The organism is Azovibrio sp., assembly GCF_049658005.1.
Classification (GTDB): Bacteria; Pseudomonadota; Gammaproteobacteria; order Burkholderiales; family Rhodocyclaceae; genus Azovibrio.
On record NZ_JBASOH010000078.1, the window covers coordinates 1 to 16,792 of the forward strand.

Annotated in this window: 15 protein-coding genes; 10 read left to right on the forward strand and 5 right to left on the reverse strand. The window is 65.8% G+C overall.

Annotated features, from left to right (window positions below):
• On the reverse strand, nucleotides 1–806 hold an 806-nt coding region (locus WBH99_RS07875; protein ID WP_424219540.1), incomplete at its 3' end, for an aminotransferase class III-fold pyridoxal phosphate-dependent enzyme.
• Between the two features lie 201 nt (nucleotides 807–1,007).
• Here WBH99_RS07875 and WBH99_RS07880 point away from each other — a divergent pair.
• A complete protein-coding gene (locus WBH99_RS07880; protein WP_424219541.1) occupies nucleotides 1,008–1,301 on the forward strand; it encodes a DUF3579 domain-containing protein in 294 nt (97 codons plus the stop codon).
• Between the two features lie 74 nt (nucleotides 1,302–1,375).
• Here WBH99_RS07880 and WBH99_RS07885 read toward each other — a convergent pair whose 3' ends face one another.
• The gene (locus WBH99_RS07885; RefSeq protein WP_424219542.1) at nucleotides 1,376–3,298 is read right to left on the reverse strand and encodes a sigma-54-dependent Fis family transcriptional regulator; all 1,923 of its coding nucleotides are present in this window, start codon (nucleotides 3,296–3,298) and stop codon (nucleotides 1,376–1,378) included.
• A 331-nt stretch (nucleotides 3,299–3,629) separates the two neighbouring features.
• Between WBH99_RS07885 and adh the strand changes: the two genes are divergently transcribed.
• A complete protein-coding gene (gene adh, locus WBH99_RS07890; RefSeq protein ID WP_424219543.1) occupies nucleotides 3,630–5,150 on the forward strand; it encodes an aldehyde dehydrogenase in 1,521 nt (506 codons plus the stop codon).
• An 85-nt stretch (nucleotides 5,151–5,235) separates the two neighbouring features.
• Entirely contained in the window at nucleotides 5,236–5,598 is a 363-nt protein-coding gene (locus WBH99_RS07895; protein ID WP_424219544.1) for a DUF779 domain-containing protein, read from the forward strand.
• Between the two features lie 26 nt (nucleotides 5,599–5,624).
• On the opposite strand, the gene WBH99_RS07900 is transcribed toward WBH99_RS07895, so the two are convergent.
• Entirely contained in the window at nucleotides 5,625–6,251 is a 627-nt protein-coding gene (locus WBH99_RS07900) for a pseudouridine synthase (RefSeq protein ID WP_424219545.1), read from the reverse strand.
• A gap of 148 nt (nucleotides 6,252–6,399) precedes the next feature.
• Between WBH99_RS07900 and WBH99_RS07905 the strand changes: the two genes are divergently transcribed.
• From WBH99_RS07905 to cysN, 3 genes are all read left to right on the forward strand, one after another.
• Nucleotides 6,400–7,440 carry an aldo/keto reductase gene (locus tag WBH99_RS07905; RefSeq protein ID WP_424219546.1) on the forward strand — a complete coding sequence of 347 codons (1,041 nt, stop codon included), beginning with the start codon at nucleotides 6,400–6,402 and terminating at the stop codon, nucleotides 7,438–7,440.
• A gap of 104 nt (nucleotides 7,441–7,544) precedes the next feature.
• A complete protein-coding gene (gene cysD / locus WBH99_RS07910) occupies nucleotides 7,545–8,483 on the forward strand; it encodes a sulfate adenylyltransferase subunit CysD (RefSeq protein WP_424219547.1) in 939 nt (312 codons plus the stop codon).
• Nucleotides 8,483–9,775 (forward strand): sulfate adenylyltransferase subunit CysN, encoded by a 1,293-nt coding sequence (gene cysN / locus WBH99_RS07915; RefSeq protein ID WP_424219548.1) that lies wholly within the window; start codon nucleotides 8,483–8,485, stop codon nucleotides 9,773–9,775. Before cysD ends, cysN begins: the two co-directional genes overlap by 1 nt.
• A gap of 184 nt (nucleotides 9,776–9,959) precedes the next feature.
• On the opposite strand, the gene WBH99_RS07920 is transcribed toward cysN, so the two are convergent.
• Nucleotides 9,960–10,514 carry a response regulator transcription factor gene (locus tag WBH99_RS07920; RefSeq protein WP_424219549.1) on the reverse strand — a complete coding sequence of 185 codons (555 nt, stop codon included), beginning with the start codon at nucleotides 10,512–10,514 and terminating at the stop codon, nucleotides 9,960–9,962.
• Complete coding sequence (locus tag WBH99_RS07925) at nucleotides 10,511–11,902, reverse strand: ATP-binding protein (RefSeq protein WP_424219550.1); 1,392 nt, start codon at nucleotides 11,900–11,902, stop codon at nucleotides 10,511–10,513. Before WBH99_RS07925 ends, WBH99_RS07920 begins: the two co-directional genes overlap by 4 nt.
• 539 nt (nucleotides 11,903–12,441) lie before the next feature.
• Between WBH99_RS07925 and WBH99_RS07930 the strand changes: the two genes are divergently transcribed.
• From WBH99_RS07930 to WBH99_RS07945, 4 genes are all read left to right on the forward strand, one after another.
• Nucleotides 12,442–14,007 (forward strand): cytochrome ubiquinol oxidase subunit I, encoded by a 1,566-nt coding sequence (locus WBH99_RS07930; RefSeq protein ID WP_424219551.1) that lies wholly within the window; start codon nucleotides 12,442–12,444, stop codon nucleotides 14,005–14,007.
• Nucleotides 14,008–14,017: 10 nt separating this feature from the next.
• Complete coding sequence (gene cydB, locus WBH99_RS07935; protein WP_424219552.1) at nucleotides 14,018–15,157, forward strand: cytochrome d ubiquinol oxidase subunit II; 1,140 nt, start codon at nucleotides 14,018–14,020, stop codon at nucleotides 15,155–15,157.
• Between the two features lie 17 nt (nucleotides 15,158–15,174).
• A complete protein-coding gene (gene cydX, locus WBH99_RS07940; RefSeq protein ID WP_424219553.1) occupies nucleotides 15,175–15,282 on the forward strand; it encodes a cytochrome bd-I oxidase subunit CydX in 108 nt (35 codons plus the stop codon).
• Between the two features lie 61 nt (nucleotides 15,283–15,343).
• A partial coding sequence (locus WBH99_RS07945; RefSeq protein ID WP_424219554.1) for an ABC transporter ATP-binding protein/permease occupies nucleotides 15,344–16,792 on the forward strand: 1,449 nt, incomplete at its 3' end.

Below are 16,792 nucleotides of genomic sequence, written 5' to 3' on the forward strand. Positions count from 1 at the left end.
TGGTTGCCGGGCCCGAACAGGCCGGCCGCCCGGCCGCCCGCCAGGCAGGCGCCGACCGGCACGCCGGAGCCGAGCCCCTTGGCCAGGGTGGCAATGTCGGGCAGGACCCCAGCGTGCTGATAACCGAACCACTTGCCGGTACGGCCCATGCCGCACTGGACCTCATCGCAGATCATCAGCCACTGGTGCGCATCGCACAGCTCGCGCACGCCCTGCAGATATTCGGCGGGGGCCATGTAGATGCCGCCTTCGCCCTGAATGACCTCGAGCATCACCGCCACCACATTGCCATGGTGCTCGGCCACATTGCGGATCGCGTCCAGATCACCGTAAGGCACGCGCAGGAAACCGGAGACCAGGGGCTCGAAGCCGGCCTGGACCTTGTAGTTGCCGGTCGCCGACAGCGTCGCCATGGTGCGGCCATGGAAAGCCTTTTCCATGACGATCACGGTGGGATTTTCGATCCCTTTTTTGTGGCCGTAAAAACGGGCCAGCTTGATGGCGGCCTCGTTGGCCTCGCAACCGGAGTTGCAGAAGAAGGCCTCGGCCAGCCCGGAACGCTCGGCCAGGACATCGGCGAGCCGCTCCTGCAGCGGGGCCTGGTAGAGGTTGGAAACATGGATGAGGCGGCCGGCCTGCTCCGCCAGGGCAGCCACGAAGGCCGGATGGGCATGGCCCAGGGTATTGACCGCGATGCCGGACAGGGCGTCCAGATAAATCTTGCCGTCAGTATCGGTCAGGTGGCAACCCTTGCCATGCGAGAAGGCCACCGGCTGGCGGCCATAGGTATTCATCAGATGCGACATCGGGAATCGCCTCAAATCAAGAATTTTATTGCCCCGAGAAAACAATAATGGCGGCCAGTGCCGCCTTGCCCCCGGAAGGAGGAGGCGAGTTTAAGACAAAAGACCTGCCTTGTATATGCCTCGCAAGACCGGCCTTTCTGCTAGAATCGGGGCAAAAAACGAGGTATCCCGGCCACACACCACGCCAAGGCGACGAGGAACATGAGCGAACCCGAAAATCACACCTTCATCATTCTCGGCCTTACCAAGGACGGTCGAAAATTCCGCCCCAGCGACTGGCCCGACCGGCTCTGCGGCGTGATGTCCGCCTTCGGCGCCTCCAAGAAAATGAAGTACTCCCCTTATGTGGGTCCGGGTGACTACAACGGCGAGAAGGCGGTTTTCGTCGATGGCCACCTCTACGAGGTGGAACCCATGGCCTACCGCTTCCTGCTCAATTTCGCCCAGGACAACGACCTTCAGATCGTCAGCGGCGTCTGCCCCGTCGAACGCTGATTCCCTGGGCTGCATTCAAGCCTCGATTCAAGCCCCGATTCAATCCCTACTCAAGCCCCGATTCAAGCCTCGATTCAAGCCCCCTCCTGGCTGCGCTTCAACTTCCGGTACAGGGTATTACGGCTGATTCCGAGCCGCCGCGCCGTCGCCGACACATTGCCCCGCTCCTCGACAAGCACCTTTTCGATGGCGGCACGCGACAGGGATTCCAGGCTCTCCCCCTGCTGCTGCACGACTGCCGCCGGCTGGCGTTGCAACTCTTCCACCAGATCGTCCGGCAAGTGGGCCCAGCCGATCCGCGTCTCGCCCGCCTCGAGCAAGGCCACCGCCGTGCGTAAGCCGTTGAATAGCTGACGCAGATTGCCCGGCCAGGCGTAGCTTGCAAAAGCCTCCCGCACCTCGCCGGCCAGGGCCAGAGGCTGCCCGGGCGCCAGTTGCGCGAGCATCTGGCGCACCAAAGCGGCCAAATCGCTGCGCTCCCGCAAGGCCGGCAGATTCAAGGCAAGGCCGTTGATCCGGTAATAGAGGTCGGCCCGAAAACGGCCGGCATCGACCTCTTCCTTGAGGCGCCGGTGGGTAGCGCAGATCAGGGCGAAATCCACGGCAACCGGCTGGCCCTCGCCCAGCGGCGTCACCTGGCGTTCCTGCAGCACCCGCAGCAGGCGGGTCTGCAGGCTCAAGGGCATGTCGCCGATCTCGTCGAGGAACAAGGTGCCGCCATGGGCTTCCCGCAGGCGTCCCAGGCTGCCATTTTTACGGGCGCCGGTGAAGGTGCCGGGGGTGTAGCCGAACAGTTCGGATTCGATCAAGCTCTCCGGCAGGGCGGCGCAGTTGAGCGCGACGAAAGGCTTGTCACGCCGGGCGCTGGAGGCGTGCATGGCCTGGGCAAACAGTTCCTTGCCGACCCCGGATTCCCCCTGCAGCACCAGGGGAATGGGCTTGTCGAGCAGCCGCCGGGCGCGGGCGATGGCCGCTCCCAGCCGGGCATCGCCGGTCTCCAGCTCGGCCAGGGCATCGGCACCCACCCGGGCAGCTTCGGGCCGGGGGCCGTCCGGCCGCGCGCTCGGCGCCCGCTCCCCCTGGATCTGCACATAGACTTCCTCCCCTTGCCGCAGCCGCAGCCGCAGGGCCTGGCCCGGATGGCGACGGCCCCAGGCGAGGAATTCGCCGAAAGGGATCATGAAAATACGCGCCAGGGAGACCGCCCCGAGGTCGGCAAAGCCGAGCCCGAGCATCGCCAGGGCAGCGCGATTGGCGCCGATCAGCCGGCCCTCCTCGGCCACCGCCAGGATGCCTTCGGCCACGCTGCCGATGCCCTCGGCCTGCGGATGCAGACGCAGGAGGAGCCCCTGCCCGTGCCGGGCGAGGAGGAGCCGGTTCTCGATCATCTGCGCGGCGGTGCGAACGAGGGCGCGGGTGTGGGGATGGTAAGCGCGCTGGTCGCAGGAAATGTCGAGCGCCCCCAGCACCTGGCCCGCCGGATCACAGATGGGGGCGGCGGTGCAGGCCAGAAAAGCGTTCCGTTCGAGGAAATGTTCGGCGCCGCGGATTTCCACCGGCCCTCCTTCGACCAGGGCGGTGCCGATGGCGTTGGTGCCCCGGTGCTGCTCGTGCCAGGAAGCGCCGGGGGCGAGGGCGACCCGCTCGGCCTTGGCAAGGAAGTCCGGGTCGCCAAGCGCCTGCAGCAGCAGGCCGCTACGGTCGGCCAGGATCACCATGCTGTGGGAGTCGCGCACCTGGGCGAACAGGTGTTCCAGCACCGGCCGGGCATGGGCGAGAAACTCCCGATGCGCGGCAAGGCTCTGCCGCAGGGCCGGCCCGGCCAGGCGGGGCGCTTCCTCGCAGCGGCCCACGGGAGAGACGCCGGCGCTGCGGCTGCGTTGCCAGGACTGAGCCAGGCGGTCGCTGATCAGCCCCCGGGGCAATTCGGACTGATCCAGGAAGATGCGCCGGGCCTGGCGCAGCAGGGCTTCCCGGGAAGGGCTCTGGGCACTCATGTCTCCTCCTCTTCTGGCCCGCCTCTGACGGGCAGGCTGCTGGGGTGTGGAAGCCGAGTATAGGCGGGTAGGCGGGCCGGCGGCAAATTCAATGGCCACCCCCTTGATTCATCGAAACCTGTTCCATTTCGTGACAGGCGGTGACAGCTTTGCATCGCACCGGCACAAAAGCCGCTTTCGATGCGGCTTGGCAGCCCAGCCGTCGCGCCAGCATCAAACATTGAGGAATCAATTATCTGAGCCTGGAACGCGGCATCTGGCACGGATCTTGATGGCAGATTGGACGGGGCCGGACGGCCCTCTGCCAATAACCCACCATCGAGGAGACGACATGATCTACACCCTGCCCGGCACGAGTGGCGCCAAACATCAATATCGGACCCGGTACGACAACTTCATCGGCGGCAAGTGGGTCGCCCCGGTGCGCGGCGAGTACTTCGACGTCATCACCCCCATCACCGGCAAGCCTTACACCCAGGCCGCCCGTTCCGGTGCCGAAGACATCGAACTCGCCCTGGATGCCGCCCATGCCGCCGCCGAACAGTGGGGCAAGACCGCCCCCGCGGCGCGCGCCGACCTCCTCTTGAAGATCGCCGACCGCATCGAAGCCAACCTGGAAAAGCTGGCCTATGTGGAAACCGTGGATAACGGCAAGGCCATCCGCGAAACCCTGAACGCCGACATTCCCCTTGCGGCCGACCACTTTCGCTACTTCGCCGGCTGTCTGCGCGCCCAGGAAGGCAGCCTCTCCGAGATCGACGGGGAACTGGTGGCCTATCACTTCCATGAGCCCCTGGGCGTCGTCGGCCAGATCATTCCCTGGAACTTCCCCATCCTGATGGCCACCTGGAAGCTCGCCCCCGCCCTCGCCGCCGGTAACTGCGTGGTTTTGAAGCCGGCCGAATCCACTCCCATCAGCATCCTGGTGCTCACCGAGCTGATCGCCGATCTGCTGCCGCCGGGCGTCCTCAACATCGTCAATGGCTACGGCCGGGAGGCCGGGATGCCGCTCGCCAACAGCCGCCGCATCGCCAAGATCGCCTTTACCGGCTCCACCGCCACCGGCCGGCTGATCGCCCAGGCCGCGGCCCAGAACCTGATTCCCTCGACCCTGGAACTAGGCGGCAAGTCTCCCAACATCTTCTTTGAAGACGTGATGGCGGCCGATGACGATTTCCTCGACAAGGCGATCGAAGGGCTCGTCCTGTTCGCTTTCAATCAGGGCGAAGTGTGTACCTGCCCGTCGCGCGCCCTGATCCAGGAATCCATCTACGACGAGTTCATGGAGCGGGTGCTGCCCCGGGTCAAGGCCATCAAGCTGGGCAATCCCCTCGACACCGGGACCATGATGGGGGCCCAAGCTTCCCAGATACAGCTGGACAAGATCCTCTCCTACCTCGACATCGGCCGCCAGGAAGGAGCCGAGTGCCTGATCGGCGGGGCTCGCGCCGTTCTCGAAGGCGAGCTGGCCGAGGGCTACTACATCCAGCCCACCTTGTTCAAGGGACACAACAAGATGCGCATCTTCCAGGAAGAAATCTTCGGGCCGGTGCTGGCCGTGACCACCTTCAAGACCGAAGCCGAGGCCCTGGAAATCGCCAATGACACCCCCTATGGCCTGGGCGCCGGAGTCTGGAGCCGCAACGGCAACATCGCCTACCGCATGGGCCGCGGCATCAAGGCCGGTCGGGTGTGGACCAACTGCTACCATGCCTATCCGGCCCACGCCGCCTTCGGCGGCTACAAGGAATCCGGCATCGGCCGCGAAACCCACAAGATCATCCTCGAGCACTACCAGCAGATCAAGAACCTGCTGGTGAGCTACAGCCCCAAGGCTCTGGGCCTTTTTTGAGGCTTTTCGAGTTTCATCTTCTCTCTGCGTGTCTTGTAGGGCGGGTGGGCTGTGGTCCACCCCTTTTTTTCAAGGAGGAGACATCATGCCCGAACGCATCCTCGCCACCCCTGCCGCCCTCGCCCTGGTGGAGCAACTGAAGGCCCGCCACGGCCCTTTGCTGTTCTACCAGTCCGGCGGTTGCTGCGAAGGCAGCGCCCCCCTTTGCCTGCGCGCCGGGGAATTGCAGATCGGCCCGAATGACATCCTGCTCGGCCACATCGCCGGCGTTCCCTTCTACACCAGCGCCACCGAATTCAACCTCCTGCGCTCTAGCGAGCTGACCCTGGACGTGGTCCGGGGCCGGGGCGACAGCTTTTCCCTCGAAGCCGCGGAGGGTGACTGTTTCATCGTGCATTCGCGCCGCTTCAGCGACGCCGAATTGCTCGCCCTGGAACAGGCGGGCTAAAACCGGGGCGCCGGGGGGCGGATCGATCAGAACGGGACCGGCGACTCGAGTTCGAGCCAGACGCCGGTAGCGGGATGGACGAAGGCCAGCCGGCAGGCATGCAGCAGCAGCCGGGGCGAGGCGGCATGGCCGGCGGGGCTGGCATAGAGCTCGTCGCCCAGAATCGGATGGCCGATCGCCTGCATATGCACCCGCAACTGGTGCGAGCGCCCGGTATGCGGCAGCAGCCGCACCCGGCTCCGCTGTCCGCCTTCCCGGCCCAGGCAGCGAAATTCGGTGAAGGAGGGCTTGCCATGGGTAAAGCACACCCTCTGCCGTGGCCGCCTCGGCCAGTCGCAGATGAGCGGCAGCTCGACGAAGCCTGCATCCGCCTCCAGGCGGCCTTCGAGCACCGCTTCGTAGGCCTTGTCGATCCGGCGCTGCTCGAACAGCCGGCCAAGGGCGGCCTGCATCGCCTTGCTCCGGGCCATCAGCATCAGGCCCGAGGTCGCCATGTCGAGACGATGCACCGTCAGGGCCTCGGGAAACCCGGCCTGGACCCGGGCGCTCAGGCAGTCCTGCTTGTCCGCGCCGCGGCCGGGCACCGACAAAAGCCCGGCGGGTTTGTCGAGCACGAGTAGATGCTCGTCGGCATGAAGAATGGCAAGCGTCATGGCAGCAGGGGGGCAGCAGGGAGGCAACAGGGCGCAAAGGCTGGCATTGTACGCCGCCGGCGGTGGGCCATGATTGCACCAAAACCCCAACTCCCCTAGGCTTACCCACCCCAATTTATATCCACCCCAATCACTCCTGGAGAACCTCATGCTCAGTCGACGCCCCCTTGGCAATTCCAACCTCACCGTCCCCAGCCTCTGCCTGGGCACCATGACCTTCGGCCAGCAGACCCCGGCAGCCGATGCCCACGCCCAACTCGATCTGGCGCTGGACCAGGGCATCAATTTCATCGACGCGGCCGAGATGTACCCGGTGCCCGCCCAGGCCGCAAGCTACGGCGCCACGGAAACCATCATTGGCGACTGGCTGGTCCGCCAGCCCCGGGACAAGATCATCCTCGCCACCAAGGTCGCCGGTCCCGCCCGAGCCATGGACTGGATTCGCGGTGGCCCCCCGGCCATGGACCGGGCCAACATCCGCGCCGCCATCGCCGGGTCGCTAAAGCGCCTGCGCACCGACTATATCGACCTGTATCAACTGCACTGGCCCGAGCGCAATCAGCCTATGTTCGGCCAATGGCAGTTCGACCCGAAAGCGGAGCGGGAATGCACCCCTTTGCTCGAACAACTGCAAACCCTGGCGGAACTGGTGCAGGAGGGCAAGGTGCGCGCCATCGGCGTTTCCAACGAGCACCCCTGGGGCATCATGGAATTCCTGCGCCTGGGCCGGGAGCACGGCCTGCCCCTGGTGGCCTCCGTCCAGAATGCCTACAGCCTGCTCAACCGCAAATTCGAATATGGTCTCGACGAAGTCTGCTGGCGCGAAAACGTGGGCCTCTTGGCCTACTCGGTGCTGGGCTTTGGCCACCTGACCGGCAAGTACCTGGATAACCCCGCGGCTCCCGGCCGCATCAACCTGTTCCCCCAGTTCGGCCAGCGCTACGACAAGCCCGGCGTCCCCCCGGCCGTGCGCGCCTACGCCGAACTGGCCCGCGCCCACGGCCTGACGCCCACCCAGCTGGCCCTGGCCTTCGTCACCTCGCGGCCCTTTGTCACCAGCGCCATCATCGGCGCCTCCAGCCTGGCACAGTTGCGCGAAAACCTGGAGGCCTGCGCCCAGCCCCTGAGCCCGGAACTGGCGGTGGAAATCGACCGCATCCACCTCCTGCACAGCAACCCGGCCCCCTGATTCCTTATAACCATTTGAACTATGCCAATCATAAACAATTCTTAAAACATTATTTAGCGGCCGGTAAAATGCGCTCCATCCCATTCACGTCAGACTGATTTTTCATGACCGCACCCCTGACTCAACACACCCTTTCCCATCTGGACTGGCTCGAAGCCGAAGCCATCCACATCATGCGGGAAGTGGCCGGCCAGTGCGCCAACCCGGTGCTGCTCTTTTCCGGCGGCAAGGATTCCATCTGCCTCTTGCGCCTCGCCGAAAAGGCCTTTCGCCCCGGCAGGTTCCCCTTTCCCCTGCTGCACATCGACACCGGCCACAACTACCGCGAGGTGATCGAGTTCCGGGACCGGCGCGCCGCCGAGCTGGGCGAACGGCTGATCGTCCGCTCGGTGGAGGATTCCATGGCGCGCGGCACGGTGGTCTTGAAACACCCGGGCGAATCGCGTAACAAGCATCAGTCGGTGACGCTGCTTGAAGCCATCGAGGAGTTCGGCTTCGACTGCTGCATCGGCGGCGCCCGCCGCGACGAGGAAAAGGCCCGGGCCAAAGAGCGCATCATGAGTTTTCGCGACGAGTTCGGCCAATGGGACCCGAAGAACCAGCGCCCGGAACTCTGGAACCTCTACAACGCCCGGGTCCACAAGGGCGAGAACATCCGTGCCTTCCCGATCTCGAACTGGACGGAAATGGACGTGTGGCAGTACATCGAGCGGGAACACCTGGAGCTGCCCAGCCTCTACTTCGCCCACGCGCGGCCCGTGGTGCTGCGCCAGGGCGCCCTCGTGCCGGTCGATGTGCCGCTGGTGACGGGCGAACTCACCAACCGGCCCAAGGCCGGTGAAGAAATCCTCGAGAAGCGGGTGCGCTTTCGCACCGTGGGCGACATTTCCTGCACCGCCCCGGTCGAGTCGGATGCCGACACGGTGGAAAAGATCGTCCTGGAAACCGCCACCACCCCCCTCACCGAACGCGGCGCCACGCGGCTGGACGACCAGACCAGCGAAGCCTCCATGGAACAACGCAAGAAAGAGGGTTATTTCTGATGTCCGCCCCCGAAAAAATCGAAGCCCCGGTCCAGGTGGAAGACCACGGCCTGCTGCGCTTTCTCACCTGTGGCAGCGTCGATGACGGCAAGAGCACCCTGATCGGCCGCCTGCTGTTTGACACCAAGGCCATCCTCGCCGACACCCTGCAGGCCATCGAACGCACCTCGCAAAAGCGCGGCACCGGCGCCATCGACCTGTCGCTCCTCACCGACGGCCTCCAGGCCGAGCGGGAACAGGGCATCACCATCGATGTGGCCTACCGCTATTTTTCCACCGGAACGCGCAAGTACATCATCGCCGACGCCCCGGGCCACGAGCAGTACACCCGCAACATGGTCACCGCCGCCTCCACCGCCAACCTGGCGATCATCCTGGTCGATGCCAGAAAAGGCGTGCTCACCCAGACCCGGCGCCACTCCACCCTGGCCCACCTGGTCGGCATTCCCCACCTCCTGGTCGCCATCAACAAGATGGACCTGGTGGATTACTCAGAGCAAACCTTTGCAAAGATCAAGGCCGATTATCTCGAATTCGCCGCCCGCCAGGGCATCGCCGACGTGCGCTTCATTCCCCTCTCCGCCCTCAACGGCGACATGGTGGTGGAGCGCGGCGAGCGGCTGAACTGGTACGGCGGCCCCACCCTGATCGAGATTCTCGAAACCACCCCCGCCGCCCACACGGAACACGCGGAACCCTTCCGCTTTCCGGTGCAATACGTCTGCCGCCCCCAGGATTCCGCCAACCCGGAGCTGCACGACTACCGTGGCTTCATGGGCCAGGTGGAATCCGGCAGCATCCAGGTGGGCGACGCCGTCACCGTGCTGCCCTCGGGCCGCCGCACCACGGTGAAGGCCGTGCACCTGGGCGGGGTGGACATCGGCCGGGCCATCACCGAACAATCCGTGACCCTGCTCCTCAGCGACGAGATCGACATCTCCCGCGGCGACATGATCGTCAAGCGCGCGGAAGCCCCCACCCCGGTCAAGGAGATCCGCGCCACCGTCTGCTGGCTTTCCGAGACCCCCATGGACCGGGCCCGCACCTACCTGATCCGCCACACCACCCGGGAAGTCAAGGCCAGGCTCGCCGCCATCGCCCACCGGCTGGATGTGAATACCCAGGAAAAAATGCCCGCCGAGCAGCTCGCCATGAACGACATCGCCCAGGTGGAATTGAAACTCGCCCAGCCTATCTTTGCCGACCCCTACACGGTCAACCGCAGCACCGGCGCCTTCATCCTCATCGATGAAAGCAACAACAATACCGTGGGCGCAGGAATGATTCTGTAAGCCCTCCCCCCCAACGCAACGCCTCCCGATGTGGAGGCGTTTTGCATTTGCCCTGGCGAAAACCAGGACGCACGTTCCATGAGCGGATAGGGCTGGAAAAGCCGGGCCGGGGGCAATTGCTGCGATGGAGGCGTATCTGCCGGCTGTGCCCGGGGCGGCGCAGCCTAGCTCCGAAAGCCCGGGCCTATTCCCGTACCGGCCGCTTGGCCAGTTTGCGCTGCAGGGTGCGGCGGTGCATCTTCAGGGCCCGGGCGGTGGCGGAAATGTTGCCCTGGTGCTGGTTCAGGACCTTCTGGATGTGTTCCCACTCCAGCCGTTCCACCGAAGGGGGATGGGCGGCCACGGGGATGTCCGCATCGCCGCTCGTGCGGCCCAGGGCGGCGATGATTTCGTCCGGGTCGGCGGGTTTGGTGAGGTAGTGGGTGGCGCCGAGCTTGATCGCTTCCACCGCAGTGGCGATGCTGGCGTAACCGGTGAGCATGACGATGCGGGTCCGGGGATCAAGGGCGTGCAGGGCTTCGATCAGCCCCAGGCCCGATGCGTCGCCCAGGCGCAGGTCCACCACGGCATACCCCGGGGAAAACTGGCGCGCCAGGGGCAGGGCCGCTGCCGGGCAGTCGGCGGCCTGGACCTGGAAGCCCCGGCGCTCCAGGGCCCGGGCCAGGACGACGCGGAAGATTTCATCGTCGTCTACCAGCAGCAGGCGGGGAGCTTCCAGGGCGATTCCGGCAGTGCTCATGCGGCGATCCGGGTAAGGGGCCGGGCCAGCATCGCTGCGGGGTGCGCATCGCTCCGGGGGCTTGCGCCGGCCTGGGTCTGGTTCGATGCGGCCAGGTTTTCCAGCGGCAGACAGATCCGGATGCAGCTGCCGCGGGGTTGCCGCTTGCTGATTTCCACGGTGCCGCCCAGGTGTTCGATGGTGGCATTGGTGAGAAAGAAGCCTATGCCCAGGCCCTCGCCCTTTTCCTGGCGGATGAAGTCCCGGCCCAGGAGGCTGGCGAGGTGGCTGTCGATGCCGCGGCCTGCGTCCAGGATGCGGATTTCCAGCTGGTTGCGGTCCCAGTCGAGCTGCAGGCGGAGGCTTTCGGGGCTGGCATTGGCGCCGTTGTCGAGCAGGTTCTGCAGGGCCTGGTCCAGGCTGCGGTCCGCCGCGATCAAGGGCGGGGGTTCATCGTTTCCGATTTCCAGGGCCTGCAGGCGCACTTCCGGGCGCAGCAGCCGCCATTCATTCATCAACCCGCGGACCCACTGGTCGGCGCCCAGGGGCGGGCGGGTTTCCCCGGCGGCCACCATGTCGGCGAGGATGCCCTTGCAGCGCTGCAATTGCTGGCGCAGCAGGCGTAGCTGATCCCGGTTTTCCCCAGGGGGCAGATCCTGCTCCAGTTCGCTCACCAGTACCGCCATGGTCGATAGCGGGGTGCCAAGCTTGTGGGCGGCGCCGGCCGCCTGCAGGCCCAGGGCCAAAACCTTTTCCTGGCGCAGGGATTTTTCCCGGGTCTGTTGCAGCAGCCGTTCTTGTTGCCGCAGGGCCATGGCCTGGCGGCTCAGGAAGACGATGATGATCAGGCTGCTGAGGATGTAATTGAGCCACATGCCGGCGATGTGCAGGGCAAAGCCGTCGCCCTGGCCGGCGTGCGCGCCGCCCACACCGCAGGTTTCCGCCAGCAGCTGGTCCAGGGTCTTGAGACTGCCTTCCGGCGGCGGCAGGGGCTGGTTGAAGAACAAGAGCAGGCTGTAGGCGGCCAGGGAGAGGCCGGCCAGGTACCAGCCGAAGCGCCGGGGCAGCACCACGGCGGCGATGGTCATGGGCAACAGCAAGAGGGAGGCAAAGGGGTTGCTGGAGCCGCCGGCGAAGTAGAGCAGCCAGGCCAGGGTGCCCACGTCGAAGCAGAGCTGGGCAAACAGCTCCTGGTCGCTGACGGTGCCGACGTGGCGCAGGCGCCAGGCGGTGGCCAGGTTGATCAGGAAGAGGAAGGCGATGCCGGCCAGCATGGGCGCCAGCGGCAGAGGCATCTTCCAGCCCACGCTGATCAAGGCGATCAGGGAAATCTGGGTCGCCAGGGTGACCCAGCGCAGGGTGAGCAGGCGCTCCAGGGCGCTGACGGGGTGGGGGGTGCTGGTGAGCATGGGCGAATTTTATCCGGCGGTTGGGGCTTTGTTCCCGGGCGCGACAATCCGTCGCAAGGGGCCCAGGCCCCGCCCTGAGCGGACTCGTGCGGGCGTGACAATTTACCGCATCAATTTTTCCCGGGGGGGCCGCTAGACTGCGCCCGTCCGTTTGCTGATCCCGAATGGACGGCGCGTTCCGTACCCTCCCAGGCGGGGCGCGCCTTATTACTCTCGTGGGGAGATCCGGCAGGGCTGGTTTTGCCAGCCCTGCCGCCATCGAGTCGGAGGTCCGCCATGAAGGCAATCCTGCCGGGTGCAGGTCCGGTACCCGGCCGCCGGACATCGAGCCGTCCGGTTCAGGGATATTTGTGCACCCGGTTTGCCGCCCTGTTTGCCCCCCCTATTTGCCCCTTCTGCATCTGGCGGGGCAGAGCCGGCATCCGGATCACGTTTTTCCGCCTGTCCCGGGAATCATCCCGGGCGGCGGCCAACCTGGCATGGCGTTGGGGTAACCAGACAACGCCGCGTCCAGCCTGCAAAACCACAATGGAGTCACCATGATCAGTGAAACCGTCGTCGATCTTTCCCGCCTGCAGTTCGCTGCCACGGCTTTCTATCACTTCCTGTTCGTGCCCCTGACCCTGGGGCTGTCCTTCCTGCTGGCCATCATGGAAACCGTGTATGTGATGACCGGCAAGGAAATCTACCGCGACATGGTCAAGTTCTGGGGCAAGTTGTTCGGCATCAACTTCGCCCTCGGCGTTACCACCGGCATCACCATGGAGTTCCAGTTCGGCACCAACTGGGCCTACTACTCCCACTATGTCGGCGACATCTTCGGCGCACCGCTGGCGATCGAGGGCCTGATGGCGTTCTTCCTCGAATCGACCTTCATCGGCCTGTTCTTCTTCGGCTGGGACAAGCTTTCCAGGCGCCAGCATCTGCTCGTCACCTACCTCACCGCCATCGGCTCCAATCTCTCGGCGGTGTGGATCCTGATTGCCAACGGCTGGATGCAGAACCCGGTGGGCTCCGAATTCAGCTACGTCACCATGCGCATGGAGATGACCTCGTTCCGGGATCTGGTGTTCAACCCGGCGGCCCAGGCCAAGTTCGTGCACACGGTCTCGGCGGGCTATGTGACCGGCGCCATCTTCGTGCTGGGCATCAGCTCCTGGTATCTGCTCAAGGGCCGGCACATCGAATTCGCCAAGCGCTCCTTCCGCATCGCCGCCGCCTTCGGCTTTGCTTCCGCCTTGTCGGTGATCGTGCTCGGCGACGAATCGGGCTATGCCGTGACCGAACACCAGCAGACCAAGCTCGCCGCCATGGAAGGCATGTGGAAGACCGAAGAGGCGCCGGCCTCCTTCACCCTGTTCGCGATTCCCGACGACGCCCGGCGCGCCAATAGCGCCGAGATCAAGATTCCCTACGCCCTCGGCCTGATCGCCACCCGCTCCACCGACAAGGTGGTGCCCGGCATCGACCGGCTGGAAGCCAGGGCGGCAGAGCGGATCCGGCAGGGCATGGAAGCGGTGCAACTGCTGGAACTCATGCGCGCCGGCAAGGCCGGGGAGGACCAGAAGATCCGCTTCGAGCAGGTCAAGGATGACCTGGGCTACGGCCTATTGCTGAAGAAATACACCAAGGACGTTTCCCAGGCGACGCCGGACATGATCGCCCAGGCAGCGCGGGATTCCATCCCGCCCGTGGCGCCCCTGTTCTGGACCTTCCGGCTCATGGTGCTGCTGGGCTTCTCCTTCGCCGCGTTATTGGCCCTCTCCTTCTGGTACTCGGCCAAGAACACCTTCCAGGAAAAGCGCTGGCTGCTGCGCTGGGCCGTGTGCTTCATCCCCCTGCCCTGGATCGCCTCGGAAATGGGCTGGTTCGTCGCGGAGTTCGGCCGCCAGCCCTGGACCATCTACGGCGTCCTGCCGACGCAGCTTTCCACCTCGGCCCTCTTTGCCGGCAGCCTCTACGGCTCCCTGGCCGGCTTCCTGTTCTTCTACACCGGCCTGCTGGCGGTGGAGATGTACCTGATGTTCAAGTACGCCCGTCTCGGCCCCGCCAGTCTCGGCACCGGCCGCTACGAAGGCGAAGCCAGCTTCCAACCCGCCCATTGAGGAAATCGCCATGCTCGATTACGAAACCCTGAAACTCATCTGGTGGCTGCTGATCGGCGTCATGCTGCTCGGCTTTGCCGTCATGGACGGCCACGACATGGGCGTCGGTGTGCTCCTGCCCTTCGTCGGCAAGAACGACATGGAGCGCCGGATCATCATCAATACCGTCGGCCCGCACTGGGACGGCAACCAGGTCTGGTTCATCACCGCCGGCGGCGCCATCTTCGCCGCCTGGCCCCTGGCCTACGCCGCCGCCTTCTCCGGCTTCTACTGGGCCATGCTGGCAGTGCTCTGGGCGCTCTTTTTCCGGCCCGTGGGCTTCGACTACCGCTCCAAGGTGAATAACCCCACCTGGCGCAGCGCCTGGGACTGGGGCCTGTTCATCGGCGGCGCGGTGCCGCCCCTGATCTTCGGCGTCGCCTTCGGCAACCTGCTCCAGGGCGTGCCGTTCCACTTCGAGGACAACCTGATGCCGGTCTACACCGGCAGCTTCTGGGGCCTCCTCAATCCCTTCGCCCTGCTGGCCGGGGGGGTGAGTCTTGCCATGCTCACCTTCCACGGCGCCAACTACCTGATGATCCGCACCGAGGGCGAGATCCAGGAACGGGCCCGCAAGGCCGCCCTGATCTTCGGCAGCGTGATGCTGCTGGCCTTTGCCCTGGCCGGAGTGTGGGTGAGCCTGGGGATCAAGGGTTATGTGATCACCTCCGTCGTCGATCCCGGCGCCCTGCCCAACCCCCTCGACAAGACGGTCGCCATCGAGGCCGGCGCCTGGCTCGGCAACTTCGCCCGGCAGCCGCTGCTCTGGGCCGTGCCCGGCGCGGCCTTTGTCGGCGGTCTGGCGGCACTGCTCTTTGCCTGGACCAGGAAGCCGGTCCTCGCCTTCATCGGCAGCGCCGTGGCGGAGCTGGGCATCATCGGCACCGCCGGCGTCGCCCTGTTCCCCTTCATCATGCCCTCGTCAAGCGACCCCCGCTCCAGCCTCACGGTCTGGGACAGCGCCGCCAGCCAGATGGGCTTGAGCGTGATGTTCTGGGCCGCGCTGATCTTCACGCCCATCGTCATCGCCTACACCAGTTGGGCCTACAAGATGATGGCCGGCAAGATCACCGCCGCCTACATCGAAGCCAACGACCGTTCCGCTTACTGACAACAAAGGAGATTCACATGTGGTATTTCACCTGGATGCTGGGACTGGCGATGGCCGTGCTGCTCGCCGTCGTCAATGCCATGTGGTTCGAGGCCCAGGAGGGCCGCAACCGCGACGAGACTTGACCCTCCCCTGGCCCCGGTTCTGCCGGGGTCAGGCCGGAGCCGCAGCCGACAGGCCAGGCCTTTGCGGCTGCGGCTCCGGCGCCAACGTCATAGCATCATCCTTTCACCGACCCTGCTGGATGCGACCCTGAAAACACGAGAGCAAGCACTGGAACGCCCCGGGGAGCTCGCCGCTGAATCCCGGGCCCTCCTCTGGCTGACGGCCTCCGGCAGGAGCGCCAGAGCCCTGGGGTTTGGCGCCGTCCTGTGCGGCACCGCCCAGGCCCTGGCCACCCTTTTCCTGATGTATGAGCTGGCCCGGGTGCTGCACGCCCTGGTGCTGGAACATTCCCTGGCCGGCGTGCCGCCCGGCGCCTGCTGGCGGATTCCCCTTTGGGTAGTGCTGCGCGCCCTGCTCGGCCTCGTCCGGGACGAATTCGGCCTGCGCGCCGGACGCTCGGCCCGCCTCAGCCTGCGTCAGGAGCTCCTGGAGGCGATCCGGCGCGGCGGCCCCCTCTGGAGCGCCCGCCTTCCGGGCGGCGCCCTGAGCAGCGTACTGAGCGATCAGGTGGAAGCGGTGGATGGCTATTTCGCCCACTACCGCCCCCAGCAGATGCTGGCCGCCATCGTGCCCCTGCTGATCCTTGCCGCCGTGCTGCCCTATAGCTGGATGGCCGCCCTGATCCTGCTGGGCACGGCGCCCCTGGTGCCGGTGTTCATGATCCTGGTGGGCTGGCGCACCCGGGCCGAGCAATCCCGGCAGATGCTCGCCATGCAGCGCCTGGGGGGCACCTTCCTGGACCTGCTGCGGGGCCTGCCCACCCTGCGCCTGTTCGATGCCCGGCAGCGCAGCCTGGAGGAGCTCTCCGCCCTGGGAGAAAGCTTTTGCGAGCGGACCATGAAGGTCCTGCGCCTGGCTTTCCTGAACGGGGCGGTGCTGGAATTCTTCACCTCCATCTCCATTGCCCTGAGTGCCGTGTTCCTCGGCTTCAGCCTGCTGGGCTACCTGAAATTCGGCTTTTACGGCGCCGGCCCGAAGCTGGAGTCGGCCCTGTTCATCCTCCTGCTCGCCCCCGAGTTCTACCAGCCTCTGCGGCAGCTGGGCAGCCATTACCACGCCCGGGCCGAGGCCCTGGCGGCGGCCATGAACATCCGCCAGGTGCTGGCCACCCTGCCCGAGGGAGCCGGCGGCCAAAGCGGGGCCAGCCCCGGGGGCAGCGGCCCGGCGGCCCTGGAATTTGCCGGCGTGCATCTGGCCTACCGGGCCGGAGAGCCGGTGCTGACCGATTGCAGCCTGGCCCTGGCGCCGGGGGAGTGCGTGGCGGTCCTGGGCCCCAGCGGCGCCGGCAAGAGCAGCCTGCTGCGTCTGGCAGCCGGCATCGCCCTGCCCGGCGCAGGGGAGCTGCGGGTGGACGGGGTTCCCCTGGCGGAACTCGACCTGCAGGCCTGGCGCGAGCAGATCGGCTGGATGGATCAGCACCCGCCGCTTCTGGCCGCCAGCCTGGCCAGCAACCTGCAGGCCGCCTGTGCC

What these genes read in the sequence shown, in the direction of transcription:
- WBH99_RS07885 (WP_424219542.1), bottom strand. Translation starts at nt 3,298, where the DNA reads ATGAGTGCCCAGAGCCCTTCCCGGGAAGCCCTGCTGCGCCAGGCCCGG.
- cydX (WP_424219553.1), top strand. Translation starts at nt 15,175, where the DNA reads ATGTGGTATTTCACCTGGATGCTGGGACTGGCGATGGCCGTGCTGCTC.
- WBH99_RS07900 (WP_424219545.1), bottom strand. Translation starts at nt 6,251, where the DNA reads ATGACGCTTGCCATTCTTCATGCCGACGAGCATCTACTCGTGCTCGAC.
- cydB (WP_424219552.1), top strand. Translation starts at nt 14,018, where the DNA reads ATGCTCGATTACGAAACCCTGAAACTCATCTGGTGGCTGCTGATCGGC.
- cysD (WP_424219547.1), top strand. Translation starts at nt 7,545, where the DNA reads ATGACCGCACCCCTGACTCAACACACCCTTTCCCATCTGGACTGGCTC.
- WBH99_RS07880 (WP_424219541.1), top strand. Translation starts at nt 1,008, where the DNA reads ATGAGCGAACCCGAAAATCACACCTTCATCATTCTCGGCCTTACCAAG.
- cysN (WP_424219548.1), top strand. Translation starts at nt 8,483, where the DNA reads ATGTCCGCCCCCGAAAAAATCGAAGCCCCGGTCCAGGTGGAAGACCAC.
- adh (WP_424219543.1), top strand. Translation starts at nt 3,630, where the DNA reads ATGATCTACACCCTGCCCGGCACGAGTGGCGCCAAACATCAATATCGG.
- WBH99_RS07925 (WP_424219550.1), bottom strand. Translation starts at nt 11,902, where the DNA reads ATGCTCACCAGCACCCCCCACCCCGTCAGCGCCCTGGAGCGCCTGCTC.
- WBH99_RS07895 (WP_424219544.1), top strand. Translation starts at nt 5,236, where the DNA reads ATGCCCGAACGCATCCTCGCCACCCCTGCCGCCCTCGCCCTGGTGGAG.
- WBH99_RS07930 (WP_424219551.1), top strand. Translation starts at nt 12,442, where the DNA reads ATGATCAGTGAAACCGTCGTCGATCTTTCCCGCCTGCAGTTCGCTGCC.
- WBH99_RS07920 (WP_424219549.1), bottom strand. Translation starts at nt 10,514, where the DNA reads ATGAGCACTGCCGGAATCGCCCTGGAAGCTCCCCGCCTGCTGCTGGTA.
- WBH99_RS07905 (WP_424219546.1), top strand. Translation starts at nt 6,400, where the DNA reads ATGCTCAGTCGACGCCCCCTTGGCAATTCCAACCTCACCGTCCCCAGC.